This window comes from Nitrosospira sp. TNL200, assembly GCF_055386305.1.
Window position 1 is genome coordinate 2206531 of the sequence record NZ_AP041003.1, and the last position, 22244, is coordinate 2228774.

Below are 22244 nucleotides of genomic sequence, written 5' to 3' on the forward strand. Positions count from 1 at the left end.
GGACTTGACCCGGAATAACCCCAAGCCGGCAAACGGTATGTTTCCGCATGTTTCAAACACGCCGGATACTGGTTTTTGCCGGCATGACGCTTGCCGGTATGACATTCATACCGTTTGCCCACCAGGTCAAATAAGGGGGGCGAACCGGCGCCATGCCGCTTTTCAGCAGTTTCAGGACGGTTGATCCAGCTCAAAGACCTTGTGCAGGACGCGCACCGCGAGCTCCATGTATTTTTCGTCCACAACCACCGAAATTTTGATTTCCGAAGTGGAGATCATCTGGATATTGATTCCTTCTTCCGCCAGGGTACGGAACATTTTGCTGGCGATGCCGACATGGGAGCGCATTCCCACTCCCACTATGGAGACCTTGGCTATCCGGTTCCCGCCGACCACGCCGCGCGCGCCGATGTGAGGCTGGACCTGGTTCTTCAGGATATCCATGGTCCTTTCGAATTCATTGCGATTGATCGTGAAAGAGAAATCCGTCATGCCATCGTGGCCGACATTCTGGATGATCATGTCCACATCGATATTCGCATCCGCTACCGGGCCGAGAATCTGGTATGCGATGCCTGGCCGGTCCGGGACACCCAAAACAGTAATCTTGGCCTCATCGCGATTGAACGCGATACCTGAAATGATAGCCCGCTCCATGTCCTTGTCTTCCTCGAAAGTAATCAGGGTGCCCTGTCCCTCCTCCTCGAAACTGGACAGGACCCGCAACTTGACCTTGTATTTCCCTGCAAACTCGACCGAACGGATCTGCAGCACCTTGGAACCCAGGCTCGCCATTTCAAGCATCTCCTCGAAAGTGACCGTCGAGAGCCGGTGAGCTTCCGGTACGATGCGGGGATCGGTCGTATAAACGCCATCCACATCGGTATATATCTGGCATTCGTCGGCCCCGAGCGCCGCGGCCAGCGCCACCGCGGTGGTATCCGATCCGCCGCGTCCCAGCGTGGTGATATTTCCGTTCTCGTCCACGCCCTGAAATCCGGCGACCACCACGACGTATCCTTCCTTGAGATCGGCACGCAGCCTCTCCTCGTCGATCCTGAGAATGCGTGCTTTGGTATAGGCGTTGTCTGTCAGTATCCTTACCTGTGCCCCCGTGTAGCTCTTTGCTTTCGCGCCGCGATCTATCAGCGCCATGGAAAGCAGCGCAACGGAAACCTGCTCTCCTGTCGATACCATGACATCCAGTTCACGCGGGTGCGGGATGGCCTGGAATTCCCTGGCCAGGGCGATGAGCCGATTGGTTTCCCCGCTCATCGCGGAAACCACCACCACGACCTGGTGGCCGGCTGCGCGGAATTTTGCTATGCGCCGGGCGACATTTTTTATGCGCTCGGTGCTGCCAACCGAAGTACCGCCGTATTTTTGAACAAAAAGAGCCACGATATGTATGTGTCGAGTATCCAGCCTGCCGGCCACTCCAGCCATCCCTGGTCTTGCGAAACCGGGCAACCTCTTGAACGCGAACGTCCAGGCACATCAAGGCACAGTATGCCGGATCAATTAACCCTGAACAAAAAAATGGAAATACGAAGCCGATAATTTTAACCGATTGCAGCAAAGAAAACTAAACTATATGCAATAATGATAAATCAATTTTATGCCAAAAGTCCGGCAGATAGCACTTACCACTTGCATGGAATAAGAAAACAAATTAAATTTATGTATGTGCAATAATCCCTTCAACATGACCTAGAGAGCTGACCCATGAAACTCTTCGAAGAAATCTCGAACCCTCGGGAAATCCGCCGAAAACTCGGTCTCAACCAGCATGATTTCTGGAGCAAGGTCGGCGTCACTCAGAGCGGCGGTTCCCGTTATGAGAGCGGGCGCAATATGCCGCGGCCGGTAAGAGAACTGGTGCGCCTGGTGCATGTGGAGCATATCGATCTGGGCAAGATTAAAAAGGACGACCTGATGGTGGCCGCGTTACTGAAAAGCCAGAACCCTGATCTGTACAAAAGCTTGAAAAAAGCTGCCAAGGCAAAGTAACCCGATAGTTGTTTCGTGTATTTACGCGACTGAATCACGCTCCTTTGCCTGCAAGCGGTCACTGTGTGCTTCGCTGGAATCCGGATCATTGATGGAGCGTGACCGCAAGCCCCAGGGACTGGATTTTCCCGCGGAACGCCTCAGCCCAGCCCTGGCTGACTCCTGAAAGACGCGGTGCTTCCGGTTGCATCGACGGCCGGGCGAGCGCATATAGCAGAACTCCCCTAAGCGGCACTTCCTCCTGCAGCAAACTTTCTATGAATTTGAGATAGGCAGCCCATTCCTTCTCGTCTGGCGGTTCGCCATCGATCTGGAACAGGCAGGTCTGCAGCCAGGTGGGGCATAGCAGCGCCGCTGTCCGGAGATTTTCACGCATCTGCTTCAAGCTCATCCGTGTGTTATTGATGCGTTGCCGCCCTTCTCGCGTTACGCTGTCCAGCTTGAACCAGACCTCCCCGTTGAGCGCCGCCATCAGGCGCAGGCCCTCCTGCACGCCGCTGCGGTCGATCAGGCTTCCGTTGGTAATCAAGACAAGCTTGAGTTCCTTGGGCAAATCATAATCGCGTTTTACCCGGGCTATCAGCTCGATCACCTGCTCGAACTCCCTGGCGCTCGTAGGCTCGCCATTCCCGGATATTGCAATGTCATTGATGCGCCGCACGTTCGCGGGCACCTGGTCCTTCATGAATCTGCCATGCAGGATTTCATGCAGAAAAATCCGCAATTCCGACTCGAGCCTGGCAAGATCAATGGCAGGCGCCGTACCCCGTTTAAGATCGGGAACCTGGCAATAAACGCAGCGCCAGTTGCAGGCATTGTTCGGATTCAGATTCACGCCTATCGATACCCCTCCCCCCCGGCGCGATACAACGGGGTATACGTAGGTCAGGCCGGCGCTGTCGCGGTCATGGTCGGCAACGTTCAGTAGTTTGCTGCTGCTCCTCAATGCTACAATTCCCGGAATGTTAATTACTCGCAGGCTGGAATTCGACGCCGGCCACCGTATACCTTCTCACAATAGCAAATGCCGCCACCTGCATGGCCATCGTTATGCTGTGGAAATCACGTTGTCCGGCGACATTATCACCGAGACCGGCGCCCCGGAGCAAGGAATGGTGATGGACTACTCGGAGGTAAAGCGCATTGCGAACGCGGAGCTGGTGGAGAAATGGGACCATGCTTTCCTGGTTTGTTCCACCGACCTGAAGCTGCTGCAATTTCTTGAATCGCTGGAAAATCACAAGACGATTGTGCTGGATGTGCCGCCGACCGCGGAAAATCTCGCACTGATCGCATTCCGCGTGCTCGACGCGGCATACCGCGATACCTACGGAAACCATCTCAGGCTGGAGCAGGTGCGTTTGTTCGAAACACCCAATTGCTGGGCCGATGCCACCCGGGAGCAGGCATGCCCCGATTCCCCCTGTCGAACAGGTCGAACGGGTTAGAGGCATGTCGCGCCACTACGGCCGCGACCCATCCGCTTAGGTTGATGCCAGGATCTTCCCTCCAGCGCTTCCCGTCCAGCCAATTTGCTTTATGCGGTGTTTTTGTTACCATGAAACGATAAAATGGCGCAGACCCTCCCTATCTCTCAATGGACGCATCATATGAGCCTTTCCCCGCAACCTTCCTACGATTTTGAGCTTCCGTCAACGGGCAACAAAGCATTCAGTTTTCCCAGTGCTTCAGGAAAAAACCTGGTTATCTATTTTTATCCGAAAGATGATACGCCGGGCTGCACGACCGAAGGCCAGGACTTTCGCGATGCCTATAAGGAATTTACCCAGTTCGACTGCGATATCGTGGGCATCTCCCGCGACACGGTGAAATCGCATGAAAAGTTCAAGGCGAAAATGAACTTCCCTTTCGAGCTTTTAAGCGACCCCGACGAAACGGTCTGCAACCTGTTTAATGTGATGAAGATGAAAAACATGTATGGCAAACAGGTTCGCGGCATAGAGCGGAGCACCTTTGTGTTCGATGCCAGCGGAGAATTGCGGAGGGAATGGCGAGGGGTCAAAATCCCCGGCCATGTCATGGAAGTGCTGGAATTCATCAAGACCCTGCCTCGGACAACGTCATGAGCACGCGGAAAGCTGCGCCTTCCCGGCCTTCCATTACGCCGATCACTCATCTGCGGGCCAACCCCAAGCTGTTTGTGCTCGACAGTAACGTGCTGATGCATGATCCCACCAGCTTGTTCCGCTTCCAAGAGCATGATATCTACATTCCCATGGTCACTCTGGAAGAACTCGATCACAACAAAAAAGGCATGTCGGAAGTCGCGCGCAATGCCCGGCAGACCAGCCGCTTTCTGGATGAAATCATATGCAGTGCCGTAAGCGACATCGACGAGGGAATTTCGCTGGAATCGCACGGGAGCCAGACCGCAACCGGCCGTCTGTTCCTCCAGACCGAGGCGATCAGCAGTGTCCTGCCCATGCGTCTCGCCAGCGGCAGCGCGGACAACCAGATTATTAGCGTCGTCAAGCATTTGCATGAAACCCATCCCAACCGTACGGTGGCGCTGGTTTCAAAAGACATCAACATGCGCATCAAGGCCCGCGCACTGGGATTGGCGGCGGAAGATTACTTCAACGACAAGGTACTGGAAGACAGCGATCTGCTGTTCTCGGGCATACAGGAGTTGCCCGCTGATTTCTGGGAAAAACACGGAAAAGGCATGGAATCCTGGCAACAAGCCGGACAAACATTTTACCGTGTGAGCGGCTCGCTATCCGCCGGCTTTCTTGTGAATCAGTTTGTCTATCTGGAGCACGACAAGCCATTCTATGCGCAGGTAAAGGAACGAAGCGGAAAAACGGTCGTGCTGCAGACCATCAAGGATTACACCCATCACAAAAATAACGTATGGGGAATCACGGCGCGCAACCGCGAGCAAAATTTCGCATTGAACCTGCTCATGAATCCGGAAGTGGATTTTGTTACGCTGCTTGGACAGGCCGGGACCGGAAAGACACTGCTTACCCTGGCGGCCGGGCTCATGCAAACCCTCGAGCATAAGGTCTATTCGGAAATCATCATGACCCGTGTCACGGTTCCGGTGGGCGAAGACATCGGTTTTCTGCCGGGAACTGAAGAAGAAAAAATGACCCCATGGATGGGAGCGCTCGAGGACAATCTGGATGTACTCAACAAGACGGATAATGATCCCGGTGAATGGGGACGTGCCGCCACGCGCGATCTCATCCGTTCGCGCATCAAGGTGAAATCGCTCAATTTCATGCGCGGGCGGACTTTCCTCAACAAGTTCCTGATCATCGATGAAGCGCAGAACCTCACACCCAAGCAGATGAAGACCCTCATCACCCGCGCCGGTCCCGCAACCAAGGTAGTATGTCTGGGAAATATCGCGCAAATCGATACGCCATACCTGTCCGAAGGCAGTTCGGGGTTGACCTATGTCGTCGATCGCTTCAAGGGCTGGAGCCACAGCGGCCACGTCACCCTGCAGCGCGGCGAGCGTTCGAGACTGGCGGATTACGCAGCTGAAGTATTGTGATGGCGGATTCCTGCTGAAGAACCGGGGCCGGAACCAGCAACAAGAGCAAGCGCCCAGGATTCGCAGACGTATTGCGCACCCGGCGGACCCATGAGATCGGGCGGGTGGAAGAGCGCGCTCAATACTGCCCCGTCCGGGCGTAACTCTCGAATCTCGTATATTCCCCCAGGAAGGTGAGATCAACCTTGCCGATCGGACCGTTACGCTGCTTCCCGATGATGATCTCGGCGATTCCCTTGTCCTGCGTCTCCGGGTTATACACTTCATCCCGATAAATAAACAGGATCAAGTCCGCATCCTGCTCGATAGCGCCGGACTCGCGCAGATCCGACATGACCGGCCTTTTGTTGGGCCGCTGCTCCAGGCTGCGGTTCAATTGCGACAACGCTACCACCGGGACGCGCAGTTCTTTGGCGAGCGCCTTGAGAGAGCGTGAAATTTCGGAAATTTCGGTAGCCCGGTTCTCTCCCTGGCTGGTCGCAGACATGAGTTGCAAGTAGTCCACCACGATCAACCCCAATTCGCCATGCTGCCGATGGAGCCGCCGCGCCCGCGCCCGCAGCTCCAGCGCATTCAGTGCTGCGCTTTCGTCGATATACAGCGGGGCATCGTTCAGCTTGCCCAGGGCGTGGGTCAGCTTCGACCAGTCCTCATCCTGCAAACGCCCGGTACGCACCTTGTGCTGGTCCAGGCGGCCAACGGAACCCAGCATCCGCATCGCGAGCTGCGCACCACCCATTTCCATGCTGAATACCGCCACCGGTTTCTCCAGCACCAGAGCCACGTGCTCGGCGATATTGAGGGAGAAGGCGGTTTTACCCATGGACGGCCTGCCTGCGATGATGATCAGATCACCCGGCTGGAAGCCGGAGGTCTTCTGATCGATATCATGGAAGCCGGTAGCGATGCCGGTCACATCGTTGGGGCTGTCCTGGTTATAAAGCGTCTCGATGCGTTCCACCACCTCTTTCAAGAGTGGCTGGATATCCACGAATCCTTCCTTTCCCCGTGCTCCCGCCTCGGCAATTTCGAAAACCTTGGCTTCCGCTTCATCCAGGAGGCTCGAAGCGGAACGTCCGGAAGGACTATAGGCCGAGTCGGTGATCTCGGCGCCGACCCGTGCAAGCTTGCGCATGATCGACCGTTCGCGCACGATTTCCGCATAGCGGCGGATATTGGCAGCGGAAGGCGTGTTCTGGGCCATGACGCCCACATATGCCAGCCCCCCCACGTTTTGCAGTTCAGCCGATATTTCGAGCGACTCGGCAACAGTCACCACATCCGCCGGTTTGCTGTGTTCCACCAGCTTGCAGATGTGGCGATAGATGAGGCGATGGTCCTGGCGATAGAAATCATCCTCGGTGATGACATCGGCCACCTTGTCCCATGCATGGTTATCGAGCATCAAGCCGCCCAGAACCGACTGCTCCGCCTCAACCGAGTGCGGCGGCGTCTTGTAAGACTCCAGCAGTTGGTCGGGAGCGGTGGCGGAAAGTATTTGAACCATGAGTTCCGCTTGGTATGTATGAACGCTTATGAATATCAGGGATATTCTAGCACCGGGCAGGAGACAAAAAAGCAAAAGGGCTGTAACCAGCCCTTTTAGCCTTTTAACTTACTACCGGATGGAACTTGTTCAGGAATCCCCAAGAACCGATATCACGATATTCGCCACCACGTCGCTATGCAGCGCAATGGCAATAGGATGGTCTCCCACCTGTTTTAGCGACCCCTGAGGCATGCGGATCATGGAACGTTCGATCTCATAACCCTGGGTTTTGAGCGCTTCCTCGATATCGGCATTGGTGACCGAACCGAACAGCTTGCCATCCACCCCGGATTTCTGGGTGATCTGGACCATCAATCCATCCAGCTTTGCCGCGCTGGCCTGGGCAGCAGCCAGGATCTCCGCCTGGGTTTTCTCCAGTTCCGCGCGTTTTGCTTCGAACTCGGCGATTGCCGAGGGCGTTGCGCGCTTTGCCTTGCCTTTAGGGATGAGAAAATTGCGCGCATAGCCGTTTCTTACCTTGACCACGTCGCCCAACTGGCCCAGATTGACGACTTTCTCCATTAATATGATCTGCATGTCAATCCTCAGTGCAAGTCGGTATACGGAAGCAGCGCCAGAAAACGTGCACGCTCGATGGCAACGCCCAACTGGCGCTGGTAGCGCGATTTGGTTCCGGTTATGCGTGCAGGAATGATTCTACCGTTTTCGTTGATGAAATCCTTCAGCAACTCGATATCCTTGTAATCCACGGTCTTGATGCCCTCCGCCGTGAAGCGGCAGAATTTCCTGCGCTTGAACAGCGGCCTGCTTGCTTTCTTTTCCTTCTCTTTATCCTTGCTGTCTTTTCGCTTTGACGTAAAACGCGCCATGATTTTTCCTGTTTCTCTAAATAGGTTCCAGATTGTTTACATGCAGCACCAGCTGCAGACTCATGCGGCTTTTTCTTGCCAGAAAACCGGTCAGCCTGACCCTGATACCCGGCACCATGCCGCCAACTCTTTCCGCCAGTTGCGCTAGCGCCACGGCAGATAGTTCGCATCCCACCTGACGTTCCTTGCCTGCTTCAACCTGCCGGGATGCATGATCGATTTTGAATTCCGCCACTGCCACGCCTGCCGGCGTGTAGCGCAAGCCGGATATCTCCGTTATCTTGCCGCAGATCACGGTTTGATTGCAGTTCAACGAATCCCGCTAGGTGGCGAGAGTCGTTTCCCGGCTATCCTCCGTGGTGCTGGGGGCCGGCCTGGATTTTTCTTCGCGCATCATCGGCGAGGGACTGGTGACCGGTCCGTCCATCTTTATGGTGAGATGACGCAATATGGCGTCGCTGAACTTGAATGCATGATCCAGCTCATCCAGGGTTTCCTGATCGCATTCGATGTTCATCAATACGTAATGCGCCTTGTGGACTTTCTGGATCAGATAGGTAAGCTGCCGGCGTCCCCAGTCTTCCAGGCGATGTATCCGGCCATTTCTTGCCGTTACCATCCCTCGATAGCGTTCGATCATTGCGGGCACCTGCTCGCTCTGATCCGGGTGCACGATAAAAACCACTTCGTAATGTCGCATAGGAGTCCTTATGGGTAAAGCCTCCCGCAATGCGGAAACGGTGAGGCAAGGTTGAAGAGGTCGGTACTATACTGAACCGGAGAAAAAATATCAATTATAAAAGCATGATAGCGTCCAGCCCGATGTCATGGCCCGTGCCTGGATTCCCGCGTCATTGGCGTCTCGCAGCGCGGGTGGCGAAGGCCGGGCCGGATACATGCTGCCGGCGCTGCCGACGTGTTTCAAACAGGCATATCCCCGCGCTGACGGACACGTTGAGCGTGCTGACGCTGCCCAGCATCGGGATGGAAACGAGCAGGTCGCAGGCTTCCCGCGTCAGCCGGCGCAAGCCTTTTCCCTCTGCGCCCATTACCCATGCCAGGGGACCGCGCAGTTCGGCCGCGTCGAGATCATGGTCCGCGTCGGCGGCAGCCCCGATAACCGTAATTCCCCGCTCCTTCAGGTCGCGCAAGGTGCGGGCCAGATTGGTCACTACGACAAATGGCACGGTATCGGCGGCTCCACTCGCCACTTTATGCACGGCAGCGGTCAGTCCGACGGCACGGTCCTTGGGCACGACCAGCGCATGTGCGCCAAAAGCATCCGCGACTCGCAGGCATGCGCCAAGATTATGCGGATCGACAACGCCGTCAAGAACCAGAAGCAAAGCCGGCTCGATCAGCGTATCGAGAATATCTTCAATATCGATATAACTGCGGGATGTATCGACGGCCGCGGCCACGCCTTGATGCCGGGCGGTTCCCGCCATCGCCGACAGCCTTGCATCCTCGCATGAAATCACGCGCACATTCTGGCTTTCCGCAGATTTCACCAGGTCGCGCGCTCGCTGGTCCCGGCGAGCCGAATCAAGAAAAATGTCCTTGATACTATCGGGATTCTGCCGCAGGCGGCTAAGAATGGCGTGAAAGCCGAATATGAAGCGGATGCTGGACATCCTTATTCGACCTCTCCGGCCAACACGAAATCGATCTTGCTGGACTCCAGATCGACATTCACCAGCCGAACTCTGACCCTGTCACCCAGGCGATAACGCTTTCCGCTGCGCTCCCCCAACAGCATGTGCTTGGCGGAATCGAAATGAAAATAATCGCTGGGCAACTCTGAAATATGCACCAATCCTTCCACATATATTCCATCCAGGGCGACGAAAAGGCCGAAGCCCGTCACTCCGCTGATGACTCCCGAAAAATCCTCTCCGATTTTGTCCTGCATGTAATAGCACTTAAGCCATGACTCCACATCCCGGGTCGCATCGTCTGCACGGCGCTCTGTCTGGGAACAATGCACGCCCAGCCCGTGCCAGTCCCCCGGAGAATATCTCTTATTCCTGAGCACCGCCTTGATGGCGCGGTGGACGAGCAGATCGGGGTACCGCCTGATAGGCGAAGTAAAGTGAGTATAGGACTCATAAGCAAGGCCAAAGTGACCGACGTTATCCGGACTGTAAACTGCCTGGCGCAACGATCGCAGCATCACCGTCTGCAACAGCTGGGCATCGGGCCGATCCCTTATTTTTTCGAGCGACTTCGCATAATCCTTCGCGCTCGGCCGATCCCCACCGCCAAGCTGCAAACCGAATTCCTTGAGAAAGTCGCGCAATGCCACCAGCTTTTCCGGGGTCGGACCCTCGTGGATGCGATACAGCGTGGGCTGTTCGTGTTTCTTCAGAAAATCCGATGCGCAGACATTGGCTGCAAGCATGCATTCTTCAATCAAACGATGGGCATCATTGCGCTTGACCGGCAGAATACAGTCAATTTTCCCCTGGTCATTGAAAACCATCTGCGTTTCGATGGTTTCGAAATCGATGGCGCCTCGTTTCTTTCTTGCTTTCAACAAAACCTTGAACAGTCTGTTGAGCAGCCGTATGTGGGGAAGCAGCTTGCGGTGCCGTCTGGCTTCTTCTCCACGAGGATTCTCGAGCATCGCCGCCACCTCGGTATAGGTCAGCCGGGCATGGGAATACATCACTGCAGGATAAAATTCATAATTACGAAAATTACCTGCCGAATCGAGGCTCATTTCGCATACCACGCACAAACGCGCCACCTGGGGATTGAGCGAGCACAGTCCGTTGGACAGCACTTCCGGCAGCATCGGAATCACGCGCCGCGGGAAATACACGGAATTACCCCGATTCAATGCCTCCTGGTCCAGGGCATCGCCGGGATGCACATAATGGCTGACATCCGCGATGGCGACATATAATTTATATTCCGCCCCATCGCGCTCGCAATACACCGCGTCGTCGAAATCCCGCGCACTCTCGCCGTCTATCGTCACCAGCGGCAGATGACGGATATCGATGCGCCCCTCAAGCTCGGATTGCAGGACGTCAGATGGAAATTTCCCCGAAAGCCTTTTCACCTGCGGCGGAAACTGATAGGGTAATTCATGTTTACGCAGCGCAATTTCGATTTCCATGCCGGGAGCGGCGTAATTCCCGAGGATCTCGAAAATGCGGCCTATAGGCTGGGCACTCTTGCTTGGCTGCTGGATGAGCTCGACCATGACCACCTGTCCCGCTTTCGCGCCCATGGACTCTCCCCTGGGTATCAGGATATCCTGGCTGATGCGCCTGTTTTCCGCTTCCACAAACAGGATGCCATGATCGTCGTGCAACCTTCCCACCAGCCGGGCCACCGCCCGCTCCAGCACCTCCACGATGGCCCCTTCCTTGCGCCCGCGGCGGTCGATACCGATCTCGCGCACCATGGCACGATCGCCATGCAGCACTTTGCGCATTTCCTTGGCGCTCAGGAACAAGTCTGGACCGTCGTCATCGGGAATCAGAAATCCGAACCCGTCCGCGTGCCCCTGGACCGTGCCCTTGACGAGATCCAGTTTCTCCACAACGCAGATATCGCCCTTGCGATTGCGCATGATCTGGCCTTCGCGTTCCATGGCAGACACCCGCCGGCTGAAAAGCTCGCTTTCCTTTTCCGTGATGGCGAGAAGCTGTTGCAATATTTCCTCGCCAATGGGAACACCCTGATCCTTGAGTACTTGCAGGATGAACTCCCGGCTGGGCAAAGCATGGCCGTAACGCTCTTTCTCGCGTTCGAGATAAGGATCAAGCTGCCGAAGTCCACGTTTCCTGTTCATTGACAAAGCAGTGGTTTCCTATAAAATTGGCGCCTCTGTCCATGTTCGGGACAGAGCGCGCATCGCCCAGATGGCGGAATTGGTAGACGCACTAGGTTCAGGTCCTAGCGGTGGCAACACTGTGGAGGTTCGAGTCCTCTTCTGGGCACCACGATAAGCACGGCTATCCCCCGCCTGCTGCAATCACAAAATCCGCCCTGTAACGAACTCACCATACAGCATACAGATGAATGCCGGGTACCGCGGAAAGTTTTTGTGAATCATAACTCTAAACCGGAAATGAGCGGTCAACCGCCGAATTTAGGATTATAGCAAGCAACGACAGCGGCACACCGGGAACGTGCATTTCTGACATCCCGACACGGGAACCACAGTGCAACAGCAGCCTTTTTCATTGGCCCGATATCGAATGTAGCTCAAGTTACGCTCCACCCGTCGATTTCCAGCTGTAAGATCTTACAGCTATTCAACATTCTCAATCCGTTGTTTCATAGAACGTCTTGAATCCCCGCTCACGACTGGAACAAGTGCGCTTGAGACTCGATCCGATTGCTGTTCGCCTGAAACGGATCCGCAAAGGGCGGTGGACTTGCGCCATTACCATGCACGGATCGAATCATTTTAAAAACCCGATCTCCATTAAAGTTACATGAGCCTTTAAATGAATGACGTCGTGGCGGCCTTTAACGAATACTTTGAAATAATCGACGCCAATTCTCCTGAGCTGTTGCGTACCGTATTTCGCCTACGCTATCAGGTTTACTGTATCGAACAACGCGCTCCTGGCTTCGAAGCATCCAGCTATCCTGAGGAAATGGAGAGCGATGGCTACGATCGCCACTCCGCTCACATGCTCTTGCGGCATCGCCCCTCGGGAGCCTTCGTGGGCACCGCGCGCTTGATACTGGCTGATCCGCTCGATCCTCAAAAGCTGTTTCCCACCGAGCAACATACCAGGCTCGATCCAGCCCTCATCGATATCAAAAAACTGTCGAGGCAGGATATCGGCGAGATATCCCGATTGGTTATCGTACGCCAATTCAACCGCCGCAGGGATGAACTGCTCCACGCATTCCAGGAGGGTGCGACAGTGGAAAAATGGACTCCAACACGCCTGCGCCGCTTTCCCCACCCCATTCTGGCGTTGGCGGTGGGCGTCATAAGAATGTCCGTGGCAAATAATGTCACTCACTGGCTATCGGTGATGGAGCCCGCGCTGAACCGGTTGCTTGGCCTTTATGGCCTGGAGCTTGATCCAGCCGGCCCGATCGTTGAGCATCACGGCCAACGCCAACCTTATTATGTCGACCTGACCAAGATGCTGGACAGGATGCACCAGAAGCATATCCAGTTTTGGGAACTGGTTACCGACTTCGGCAGAATCAAACCGATAGCAAGCGAACGCAAACGAAATTCGATACCTGATTCCAAGCATGCTGAAACCAGGCAATAGCCATCCGGATTTCTACAGCTTTCTTCACGACGTCCGTTATCAAGATGATTGATCGCGGCTGATAAAGTAACAGCCCAGTGGCCAGTCCGCTCCGCGAACTGGCCTTATCCGGGTTTGCTCATGTTTGTTTTCTGTCTTGGACATCATAACCCCGTCTGCGCGGCATCCAATAAATCGGACTAGCCATATAAAATCGTGACAATTAGAAAAAATCCTGCGTGTTGGATCACACTCGTTTGGCTGTTGTTCAGCATGATTCACTGCAGTTCCGCTGGGGCGGATGAAGGTTATGAAATCATTGCCAATCCCAGCGTAGCGGAAAAAACCATCTCCAAGAGCTCGCTACGCGCTATTTTTGGCATGCGCCTCCATGCCTGGCCCGACGGGAGCGCAATAAGAGTGTTTGTCCTGCCGGACGACGCCCCTTTGCATATCGCCTTTTCCAAGGAAAAACTCAACGTCTTCCCATATCAGCTACGCCTCGCATGGGATCGGCTGGTATTTTCGGGAACAGGCCAAGCTCCGGATATCGTCAACTCCCCCGAGGAGATGTTAACAAAAGTCGCGAGCACGCCGGGAGCTATCGGTTATTTATATAAATCCAGAATGGATGATAGAGTCAATGTGCTCCAGATCAAGTAAAGACCAGGGTTTGCTTTATCGGCGAGCAATCCTCTTGATTGCCGTGCCCATCATCCTGTGGAGCTTTCCGGTGCCGGCTCAAAAACTTCCGTTTCTCTCATCATTGCCGCCATTGCCGCATAACCTCCAGATTCATGGCTTCGCCAGCCAGTCCTGGCTGATCAGTTCGGACAAGAACAATTTTTTCGGCAAAAGCAGTTCCGACGGCGGAAGTTTCGACTTTCGGGAATTCGGGCTAAACGCATCCATGCGGCCGGTCTCCCGGCTGCAATTCTCGGCGCAAATGATATCGCGTACTGCCGGAAAAGGAAGTCCCGGCAATATCCGTCTGGATTACGGCTTCATGGACTACACATACTTTTCGGGGGAAGCGAGTCTACTAGGTATACGCCTGGGAAGGATGAAGACTCCCCTGGGTTTCTATAACGATACCCGTGACGTTCCCTTCACCCGGCCAAGCATACTGCTGCCTCAGTCGATCTACTTCGATCGCACGCGCAAGCTCGCGATTGCGGCGGATGGCATGCACCTGTACGGTGAATATCGGTCGGATTTTGGCGACATTTCATTTCAGGGGGGCGTGGTGCGCCCTTTAGTAAGAGGCGACGAAGCGGAGGCAGCGGTGTTCGGGAGGCAGTTCCCTGGCCACTTGTCGCCGAATATTTCCTATACGGGCCGGGTGAACTATGACCTCGATGGCGGTCGTGTCCGTTTCGCGGTCAGCGCCTCACACCTGAATATGAGCTATGTCCCGGGCGCGGCTGATCCGGTGCATGCCGGCACCATCCGCTTTACGCCGGTAATTTTCTCGGCGCAATACAATGCGGAGCGCTGGAGCCTCACTACGGAATATGCGCTGCGCCACCTTGAATACGATAATTTCGTTGCCTTCAAGGACATGAATATCTGGGGCGAAAGTTATTATTTTCAGGGAGCCTACCGTTTCACCCCCGATTGGGAAGGCTTTGTCCGTTACGATGTCTATCTGGCGGACAAATCCGATCCTCATGGAACAAAATGGGTGGCCGAGCAACCTGTCCAACGGGCAGGGCAGGGTTTCAGCCGCTTCGCCAAGGATATTACTGTCGGCATTCGCTGGAATGTTACGCCCGAATTCATGCTTCGTGCCGAGTATCACAATGTGAATGGGACCGGCTGGCTCTCGACGCTGGACAATCCGAACCGCGGTGACCTGTCTCAGCGCTGGGATCTGTTTACAATTCTTGGCTCATACCGGTTCTAGCGGCCATCCTGATGGAAAATAAGCTCCATAAAGGCATGTCTCAGCTTGAAGATGCGGAAAAAATCCTCGAGCACCGTTTCCTTGGCCTGAAATGGAAAGTGCTGCTGCTCAGCAGCCTGATACTGATAGCGATCGTCGCTGCATTCACCGGCATCACCTACGTCAGCCTGATGAATGACTTCGAGAATCAGCGGCTCATGCAGCATGAGCGCTATACCAGCGAAGTCGAAGGCCTGATAGAACAAACTTCTCAAAGTCTGCATCAGATTGCCGAACTGATACCTCTCATGGAAGGGATGACGGAAAGCCTGATCGCCGGTGACCCGGAAAAACTGGCGGAAATCTTTGATCCGTATTGGGCGCTGTTACAGATCAACAAAGGCATCGAAGTGGTGCAGTTTTACAATCATGCGAACCAGCTTCTGGCGAAATGGGGCAGCGCCGAGGCATCCTTTCAACGGAACAATTCAATAAAGTCCTGGGTGCGTGAAGTCAATGTAAAAGAACGGTTTTCCAGTCCCCTGAGTTGCGATGGAAGCTGCATGCAATTTGCCGTGGTTCCCCTGCTGGTAGAGGGACAAAGCGTGGGCGTCGTGGTGATAGGCGCCCCGCTGGTGGACGCGGTGGTAGGCTTCAAAAACATTTCCGGCGCCGATATCGGCTTGTTCGTAAGGGATGAAGGGAACACAGGAAAAAATAGCGATATTAAGATTCCCAACTGGCGGATCCGGATCACGATCCTGACGAATCGCGAGAAAAACCGCTTCCTTCTGGACAAAATTTCCCGGGACTATCCAGATCTTGGCAGGCTTGAACAGGGTGTCCAGGTGTTCTGGCAAGGACGATACCAGCAAATAAAATTGCTTCCGCTGCAAAAGATAAACGCCTCCAATAAAGCTCAGCTGGTAGTCATTACGGATATTACCTCCACTGTCCAGACCATACGCAATTCCACACAGCAGAATATGGTAATCGGGCTGGCAGGACTCATGCTATCCGAAATACTGTTGTTTTTGATCCTGACCAGGCCGCTGTCCCGGCTGAAACATATCGTCTTTACCCTGCCGTTGCTGGCACGCAGCAGCTTCGGCAATTTTCGGTCGTCGCTTCGTTCCGCCAGCGAGAAACGATGGCTGAAAGATGAAATCGATATGCTGGATGAAACAACGGTTGCCCTGTCTCATCAACTCGAAAGGCTTGAGAATCAGGTTGCCGACCGCACGCGGATTCTGGCAAGAAAAATGGATGAACTGAGCAAGGAACGCGACTTCATCACCCACCTGATGGATATTGCCCAGGTCATCGTGATTACGCAAAATGCCAATGGTGAAATCATCACGTTGAATGCCCATGGAGAAGCACTTATCCGGTATACCGAAAAAGAACTTCAGGGCAAGCCCTTCATTGGCCTTCTCTCCCTGGAAGGAGATCTGCAGGATCTTCCTGCTCATCTCGAGGAACTGCTTACCGGTGAAAGAGATCAGTTGCGCCATGAAGCGAATGTATTGTGCAAGGATTCATCGATACGGCACATTCTCTGGCTGCATTCGCGCCTGACCCGGCTCACGGCGGATGATCCCGCGATGTTGTCGGTAGGCCTCGACATGACGGAACATAAACGTGCGGAAGGACGCTTGGCATGGCTGGCTGATCATGACCCCCTTACGGATCTTTTCAACCGGCGCCGCTTCCAGGAGGAACTGGAGCAGATGCTCAACCTGGCTGCCCGCTACAATTATTCCGGCGCTCTGCTCTTTTTCGACCTCGACCAGTTCAAGTATATCAACGACACCAGCGGCCACCAGGCGGGTGACGCGCTATTGAAAATGGTGGCCCGCACGTTGCTGAGCAGTATCCGCAGCGTTGACATACTCGGCCGTCTCGGCGGGGATGAATTCGCAGTGATTCTGCCCCAAACGAGCCCTGAAGGAGCGATAGAGGTCGCAAAAAATGCACTGGCCGGCTTGAACCAGGGGAAAATCACGGTAAATGGACGAACCCACAAAGCTTCCGCGAGTATTGGCATTGCGCTGTTTCCCGAACATGGAAACAATGTGCACGATCTGCTGGCAGCCGCGGATCTCGCCATGTATCAGGCAAAAGAGGCAGGCCGGGGCAGCTGGCATATTTTTTCGGATGAAGAGAAAACACGGGAACGCATGCACACCCTGGTGTACTGGAAGGAAAAAATTGAGTATGCCCTCCTGCATGAGCAATTCCTGTTCTATTTCCAGCCGATAATGCATATTGCAAACAAGAGCATAGATCACTATGAAGTACTGCTGCGCATGCTCGATCATGACGGGACAATACTTGTTCCGCATCTCTTCATACCTGCTGCCGAACAAACCGGCCTTATTCATGCCATCGATCACATGGTTTTACGAAAATCCATCGCTCAATCCGCGCAACTGCGCCACAACGGCAGGGCGGTTCGTTTTTCGATAAATCTGTCGGCTCACGCATTTCACGACCCGGAGCTATTGCCCACTCTCGAGGGAGCTTTCGCCGAACATGGGGCGGACCCATCGAGCTTCATGTTTGAAATAACCGAGACCGCGGCGCTGGAAGATCTTCCCGCAGCACGGGAGCTAATGGAAACGATCAGGAAACTTGGATGCAGGTTTACGCTGGATGATTTTGGCGTGGGATTCTCTTCCTTTTATTACATCAGGCAGCTTCCCATCGATGTGGTGAAAATCGATGGCTCATTCATACGAAATCTCGCCGACAGTCCCGATGACCAGATTCTCGTGAAAGCATTGTGTGATGTGGCACGAGGGTTTGGAAAAACAACCACTGCCGAATTTGTTGAAAATGCGGCCACGCTCGCCATACTGCAAAAAATGCAGGTCGATTACGCGCAGGGTTTCCTCATAGGAACGCCAGCTCCAGCCGAAACGTTCGGCTTCAGCGATTTCCTGGCCCCAGGGAAGCCCTGAACCCGCCTTCGCGGGACGCGACGGGGACTTTTCGGGATGGAATTCCTGACGCGGTCTGACACCCCCGCCGCTGCCCGATCCCCGCTTATGTCTGGGATTGCTTGAAAGCCGACGGTTCCAGATGGTATCGTTGAAGAAGTTTGTAGAACTCGGTACGGTTGCGTTTCGCCAGACGCGCTGCCTGCGTGACGTTCCCTCCCGTTATCTTCAGCACGCGCACCAGGTAGTCTCTCTCGAAACTCCTGCGCGCGTCCTCAAATGAAACAAGCTGCTCCTCCTCCTTATGCATCGCATCATAGACCAGCATGGGCGAAATCAGCGGAGCGGTGCTCAGGACAATGCATTGCTCGACGACATTCATCAGCTGTCTCACATTCCCCGGCCATGAAGCACTGATCAGCATTTCCATCGCCTCGGGAGCGAATCCATTGATATTTTTTTCGTACTTTGTCGAAAATGTGCCGAGAAAATGCTTGGCCAGCAACGGAATGTCCTCTCGCCTCTGGGATAGTACGGGAATCGTCAGCGCCACGACATCCAGTCTGTAATAAAGGTCTTCCCGAAAGTTTCCCGAAGCTATCTCCGCCTTGAGATCCCGATGGGTTGCGGAAATGATGCGCACATCCACGGGAATCGACTGCGTCGAACCCACCGGCCTCACCTGACGCTCCTGCAGTACGCGCAGCAGCTTCACCTGCAGCAAAAGAGGCATGTCCCCGATCTCATCCAGAAACAGCGTACCGCCTTCCGCCAGATGGAACAAACCCTTATGATCGCGCATGGCGCCGGTGAAAGCGCCCTTTACGTGGCCAAACAGTTCTGACTCGAGCAGCTGCTCGGGTATAGCGCCGCAATTGATCGCTACAAAAGGATGCTGACGGCGCTTGGACAATTCGTGTATCGCCCGCGCGAACAATTCCTTGCCTACGCCGCTCTCCCCGTAAATGAGCACGCTGGCATCACCCTCCGCCACAAGTCCCGATTTCGTAAGAAGATTTTCCATTACAGCGCTTTGGGTGATGATACTCTTGCGCCAATCCGCCTGCGATGTTTCGTTTTGTGGCAACGCGCCAGGGGCAAGCCTTAGAGCTTGATTGATATTCGCCAGAAGCGTTTTGCTATCGAAAGGTTTCGCAAGATAGCCGAAGACGCCGTGCTGAACGGCGGCGACCGCGTCCGGAATCGTTCCATGCGCCGTGAGAATGATTACCGGCAGGGTAGGCAACGTGCGATGGATATGATCGAACAAAGCCATCCCGTCCATGCCGCTCATTTGCATATCGCTGATGACCAGTTGCGGGCAGGACACGGCCAGATAATTAAGCGCGGCCTCCGCGCTCTGTACCGCGTCAGTCTTGTAGCCAGCCGCGGTCAGCCGTATCACCAATAATTCGAGCAGATCCGTATCGTCGTCGACAATAAGAATTTTAGTTTTGTTATCAGGCATCTATGTGGGGTTAAGGCTGCTCTCTGAGAAGGTTTTTTTCCATGCTCTTGATGGCGTCGATCTGGTTTTGCATCGTTTCCACGCGCTTTTGCTCATCCTTCAATTTTTGGGACAATTCGTCGACGCTGTTGCCCAGGCGTTGCTGCTCCCCCAGTTGGGCCGCCAGCAGATTTCTGAAGCTCAAGAGGTGGTTGAAAGTCTTTGCTTCCCCTCGAGGCCACTCATTGAGCAGATAGAGGGCGGAATTCACGTCGCGAAAGGAGGTATGAGGCATGATGAGAACCAGCACCAGCCGGATGCGGTTGGAATCGCTCTTGTTCTGTACGAAATTCTGTTTTACCTTGTCGTACACCCGCGAAAGTTCGGCCGCTGATAATTTACGCAAAGACTCGTAAAATTCCATCATATCGTCCATCTGGCCGGTAAGAACGATCTCCCGCTGTGATGATGGTTCGATGGAGGGGGTATGCGGCACGATTGCGCAGCCTCCCAGCATCCATACTATCACGGCTGAAATGAAACCCGGCTTTCTGAACATCATGCCCATGCCCCCCGCTCCGCATCGCGAATGGGAAGCGTCAGACGAAAGTGCGCTCCTGCATCGGGACCCGATACCAGCTCTACATTGCCGCCATGAGCCAGCGCATATTCGCGCGCAATGGATAATCCCAATCCGGTGCCCCGCACATGGCTATCGAGGACGCGGCGCCCCTGGTAGAAGGGATCGAATACCCTGTCCCGATCCGCTTCGTCGACCCCCTCGCCACTATCCAGGATATCAAGCGCAACGGTGTCCTCACCCTTGCTCACCCAAATGTCGATACGGCCGCCGGGGGGAGAAAATTTCACCGCGTTGGATAACAGATTGTCGATAATCACCTTGGTTTTCTGTTCGTCGCATTCGATTGGCAGGTCAGGGCAGGACACCTCGGTCTTCAAGGCTTTGCTCCTGATAATCAACTGCTGGTCATGCAAAACCGCCTCCAGGATTTTTGCAAAATTCGTTTCCGTTTTTACCAGCGCGGCCTTCTCTGCCTGAAGAGCGCTGTAGCTTAACAAATCCTCGATGCGGCGCTGCAATTGCACGCTGTTGCTATAGAGAATTTTTGCGATCCGCTGCTGTTCTTCGCTTAACTCGCCAGCCACTCCTTCCGCAAGGAGGTCCGCGCCTTCCCGCATTGCTGTCAGAGGAGTCTTGAGCTCATGCGAGACATGTTGCAAAAACCGGGTCTTCTGCTCTTCGAGCTTGAGTAACCGGCGCCGCATCCAATCCAGCCGCTCGCCAAAATATACCAGGTCTCGAGGCCCCTCCACACGAATGGCCTTGAACAGTTCGCCCTGGCCCATGTTGCGTATTGCCTCATCGATCTGCCGGATGGGCCGCGCCACCCACACCGAAAAAATGAATGCCAGCAGCACCGCAAACGGAATGAGCGCAAGCAACTGCCACCCCACGGTAAAACGGGCATATCCAGCCATATCCTGCATTTCACTCACCTCCCGCTCGATCAACGCGTATCCCAGGGTTGAGAACGCCCGTGCCGAGTCCCGAAGCGTAACGAAACTGCCGATGAGGTCCCGCAATTCCTCCGGTGACTGCCTCACCGCGGTGATTTTAAGAAAAAGCGAGGCTTCCTGCGCCTGCAGTTGCACCAATAGCTGCCTTTGCTCGGCGTGCAGCGAAAGCTCGAAAAGACTTGCCGCAGTATGTTCGAACTGCTGATGGGCCCGAAAATAACCTTCGAGCAGCGAAGAATCACCGAGAATGTGCGTCTGCCGCACCGCACGCTCCATCGTCGCAATTTCGTCAGCCAGGGCACGGCTGCTATGGGCGATTCGCGCAGCCTGATATACAGCCTTGCGGCTCTGGTCCGCCAATTGGTCAATGGATAGCGCGCTGTTGATCAGTGCGATGATGAGCGGCAGGCCCACAAGCGCAAACCCGAGCAAAATCAGCTTCAGGAAGGAATTAGGCTTGCGTTGCAAACGCGACAATGAAGCGGCAGCAACCCCGTTCTCCTGCCTTGGGGCTTCAGCGCGAGCAATCATTTTCTTCTCTACTTGTATCTCCGATTATCTCCGATACAAAAGATCCCGGTCTGAAACCAGAAGCTTATACCAATCGCCGAGGAACCGGAACGATTTCGTCGACGCTCCCGCTCCTGTAGACGTCCCGCACATCGGGCAAAGAGCGGAACTGATCAGTTGGCGCCGAACAATCAGCTCACGGATAAACATCATCCGGCCGTTGACCGGCTCCCCGGAAAATCAGTTTGCTTCAGCCTGCGCATGGAAGCACCTGGTCTGGCGCTGCCTAATTCTGCCGGGAACGAACTGGCTCCGCACCACCCCGGGGGGAGGTGTCATAAGGTTTGCAATAATGCCTGGATGGAAATTCCTTGCTCCGGCCGGAGTTGATAATGACATCGCCCCCGTTTCTTACACATTCCTGAATCGATTTATCCTTGCTGGCGTAATATTCATTGGGCTCGGTGTTCTTGGATACCGGCGCAACGATCTCGCGAATTTTACGGCACGTATCGGATTCACCAGCAATCGGAGCAGCGTCTTTCACCGGGGGCAATGGGCATAAGCCGCAGGGATTTCCCGGACACAGGCAGCCTGAGCACACACCTGCCTGGGCCAGCGCTGGCAGGACGAGAAAGCTGGCAGGCGCAAACAGGATAGCCAGCGATAATATAAATGAAAATGGCTTCTTCATTAGGTATTCAGTACTTCCTTTTTCCTTGCATACCGTTTGCGCCAGGAATCAGACGCGCTGCAGCAGGCGATACGA

The 22244-nt window shown here is 54.6% G+C and carries 21 protein-coding genes and 1 tRNA gene; 9 read left to right on the forward strand and 13 right to left on the reverse strand.

Annotation, left to right across the window (positions count from 1 at the left end):
* Window positions 1-171: 171 nt before the first annotated feature.
* On the reverse strand, window positions 172-1401 hold the full coding sequence (locus ACZ5CE_RS09920) for an aspartate kinase (RefSeq protein ID WP_464577480.1): 1230 nt from the start codon (window positions 1399-1401) through the stop codon (window positions 172-174).
* Between the two features lie 324 nt (window positions 1402-1725).
* On the opposite strand from ACZ5CE_RS09920, the gene ACZ5CE_RS09925 reads away from it, so the two are divergent.
* Window positions 1726-2010 (forward strand): helix-turn-helix domain-containing protein, encoded by a 285-nt coding sequence (locus ACZ5CE_RS09925; RefSeq protein ID WP_464574743.1) that lies wholly within the window; start codon window positions 1726-1728, stop codon window positions 2008-2010.
* An 85-nt stretch (window positions 2011-2095) separates the two neighbouring features.
* On the opposite strand, the gene ACZ5CE_RS09930 is transcribed toward ACZ5CE_RS09925, so the two are convergent.
* Window positions 2096-2956, reverse strand: coding sequence for a radical SAM protein (locus tag ACZ5CE_RS09930; protein ID WP_464574744.1), 861 nt, complete (start codon window positions 2954-2956; stop codon window positions 2096-2098).
* A gap of 16 nt (window positions 2957-2972) precedes the next feature.
* Here ACZ5CE_RS09930 and queD point away from each other — a divergent pair, with 16 nt between their 5' ends.
* From queD to ACZ5CE_RS09945, 3 genes are all read left to right on the forward strand, one after another.
* The gene (queD, locus tag ACZ5CE_RS09935; protein WP_464574746.1) at window positions 2973-3458 is read left to right on the forward strand and encodes a 6-carboxytetrahydropterin synthase QueD; all 486 of its coding nucleotides are present in this window, start codon (window positions 2973-2975) and stop codon (window positions 3456-3458) included.
* 162 nt (window positions 3459-3620) lie between these two features.
* Complete coding sequence (locus ACZ5CE_RS09940; RefSeq protein ID WP_464577481.1) at window positions 3621-4097, forward strand: peroxiredoxin; 477 nt, start codon at window positions 3621-3623, stop codon at window positions 4095-4097.
* Window positions 4098-4192: 95 nt separating this feature from the next.
* Entirely contained in the window at window positions 4193-5536 is a 1344-nt protein-coding gene (locus tag ACZ5CE_RS09945; RefSeq protein ID WP_464577483.1) for a PhoH family protein, read from the forward strand.
* A 118-nt stretch (window positions 5537-5654) separates the two neighbouring features.
* On the opposite strand, the gene dnaB is transcribed toward ACZ5CE_RS09945, so the two are convergent.
* The 7 genes from dnaB to rnr all read right to left on the reverse strand — a co-directional run bounded on the left by dnaB (window position 5655) and on the right by rnr (window position 11720).
* Window positions 5655-7043: a replicative DNA helicase gene (gene dnaB / locus ACZ5CE_RS09950; RefSeq protein WP_464574747.1), complete on the reverse strand. Its 1389-nt coding sequence runs from the start codon at window positions 7041-7043 to the stop codon at window positions 5655-5657.
* Window positions 7044-7172: 129 nt separating this feature from the next.
* Window positions 7173-7622 (reverse strand): 50S ribosomal protein L9, encoded by a 450-nt coding sequence (rplI, locus tag ACZ5CE_RS09955; RefSeq protein WP_464574748.1) that lies wholly within the window; start codon window positions 7620-7622, stop codon window positions 7173-7175.
* Window positions 7623-7630: 8 nt separating this feature from the next.
* Window positions 7631-7915, reverse strand: coding sequence for a 30S ribosomal protein S18 (rpsR, locus tag ACZ5CE_RS09960; protein WP_464574750.1), 285 nt, complete (start codon window positions 7913-7915; stop codon window positions 7631-7633).
* A 16-nt stretch (window positions 7916-7931) separates the two neighbouring features.
* Window positions 7932-8228: a primosomal replication protein N gene (priB, locus tag ACZ5CE_RS09965; protein ID WP_464574752.1), complete on the reverse strand. Its 297-nt coding sequence runs from the start codon at window positions 8226-8228 to the stop codon at window positions 7932-7934.
* 9 nt (window positions 8229-8237) lie between these two features.
* Window positions 8238-8615, reverse strand: a complete 378-nt coding sequence (gene rpsF, locus ACZ5CE_RS09970) for a 30S ribosomal protein S6 (protein WP_464574753.1) — start codon at window positions 8613-8615, stop codon at window positions 8238-8240.
* A gap of 151 nt (window positions 8616-8766) precedes the next feature.
* The gene (rlmB, locus tag ACZ5CE_RS09975) at window positions 8767-9549 is read right to left on the reverse strand and encodes a 23S rRNA (guanosine(2251)-2'-O)-methyltransferase RlmB (protein ID WP_464574754.1); all 783 of its coding nucleotides are present in this window, start codon (window positions 9547-9549) and stop codon (window positions 8767-8769) included.
* A gap of 2 nt (window positions 9550-9551) precedes the next feature.
* The gene (gene rnr / locus ACZ5CE_RS09980; protein WP_464574755.1) at window positions 9552-11720 is read right to left on the reverse strand and encodes a ribonuclease R; all 2169 of its coding nucleotides are present in this window, start codon (window positions 11718-11720) and stop codon (window positions 9552-9554) included.
* A 64-nt stretch (window positions 11721-11784) separates the two neighbouring features.
* Between rnr and ACZ5CE_RS09985 the strand changes: the two genes are divergently transcribed.
* From ACZ5CE_RS09985 to ACZ5CE_RS10005, 5 genes are all read left to right on the forward strand, one after another.
* A tRNA-Leu gene (locus ACZ5CE_RS09985) sits at window positions 11785-11871 on the forward strand.
* A gap of 510 nt (window positions 11872-12381) precedes the next feature.
* Window positions 12382-13173 (forward strand): PEP-CTERM/exosortase system-associated acyltransferase, encoded by a 792-nt coding sequence (locus tag ACZ5CE_RS09990; protein ID WP_464574756.1) that lies wholly within the window; start codon window positions 12382-12384, stop codon window positions 13171-13173.
* A 252-nt stretch (window positions 13174-13425) separates the two neighbouring features.
* Window positions 13426-13815 (forward strand): hypothetical protein, encoded by a 390-nt coding sequence (locus ACZ5CE_RS09995; RefSeq protein WP_464574757.1) that lies wholly within the window; start codon window positions 13426-13428, stop codon window positions 13813-13815.
* The gene (locus ACZ5CE_RS10000; protein WP_464574758.1) at window positions 13796-15058 is read left to right on the forward strand and encodes a porin family protein; all 1263 of its coding nucleotides are present in this window, start codon (window positions 13796-13798) and stop codon (window positions 15056-15058) included. The genes ACZ5CE_RS09995 and ACZ5CE_RS10000 overlap by 20 nt, the downstream gene beginning before the upstream one ends.
* A gap of 11 nt (window positions 15059-15069) precedes the next feature.
* Window positions 15070-18000: a bifunctional diguanylate cyclase/phosphodiesterase gene (locus ACZ5CE_RS10005; RefSeq protein WP_464574759.1), complete on the forward strand. Its 2931-nt coding sequence runs from the start codon at window positions 15070-15072 to the stop codon at window positions 17998-18000.
* Between the two features lie 85 nt (window positions 18001-18085).
* Here the strand turns inward: ACZ5CE_RS10005 and ACZ5CE_RS10010 are convergent, their stop codons facing one another.
* The 4 genes from ACZ5CE_RS10010 to ACZ5CE_RS10025 all read right to left on the reverse strand — a co-directional run bounded on the left by ACZ5CE_RS10010 (window position 18086) and on the right by ACZ5CE_RS10025 (window position 22169).
* Window positions 18086-19447, reverse strand: coding sequence for a sigma 54-interacting transcriptional regulator (locus tag ACZ5CE_RS10010; protein WP_464574760.1), 1362 nt, complete (start codon window positions 19445-19447; stop codon window positions 18086-18088).
* A 10-nt stretch (window positions 19448-19457) separates the two neighbouring features.
* Entirely contained in the window at window positions 19458-19994 is a 537-nt protein-coding gene (locus ACZ5CE_RS10015) for a dihydrolipoamide acyltransferase (RefSeq protein WP_464574761.1), read from the reverse strand.
* A complete protein-coding gene (locus tag ACZ5CE_RS10020; RefSeq protein ID WP_464574762.1) occupies window positions 19985-21496 on the reverse strand; it encodes a sensor histidine kinase in 1512 nt (503 codons plus the stop codon). The genes ACZ5CE_RS10015 and ACZ5CE_RS10020 overlap by 10 nt, the downstream gene beginning before the upstream one ends.
* Before the next feature lie 265 nt (window positions 21497-21761).
* Entirely contained in the window at window positions 21762-22169 is a 408-nt protein-coding gene (locus ACZ5CE_RS10025; protein WP_464574763.1) for a hypothetical protein, read from the reverse strand.
* Window positions 22170-22244: the final 75 nt, after the last annotated feature.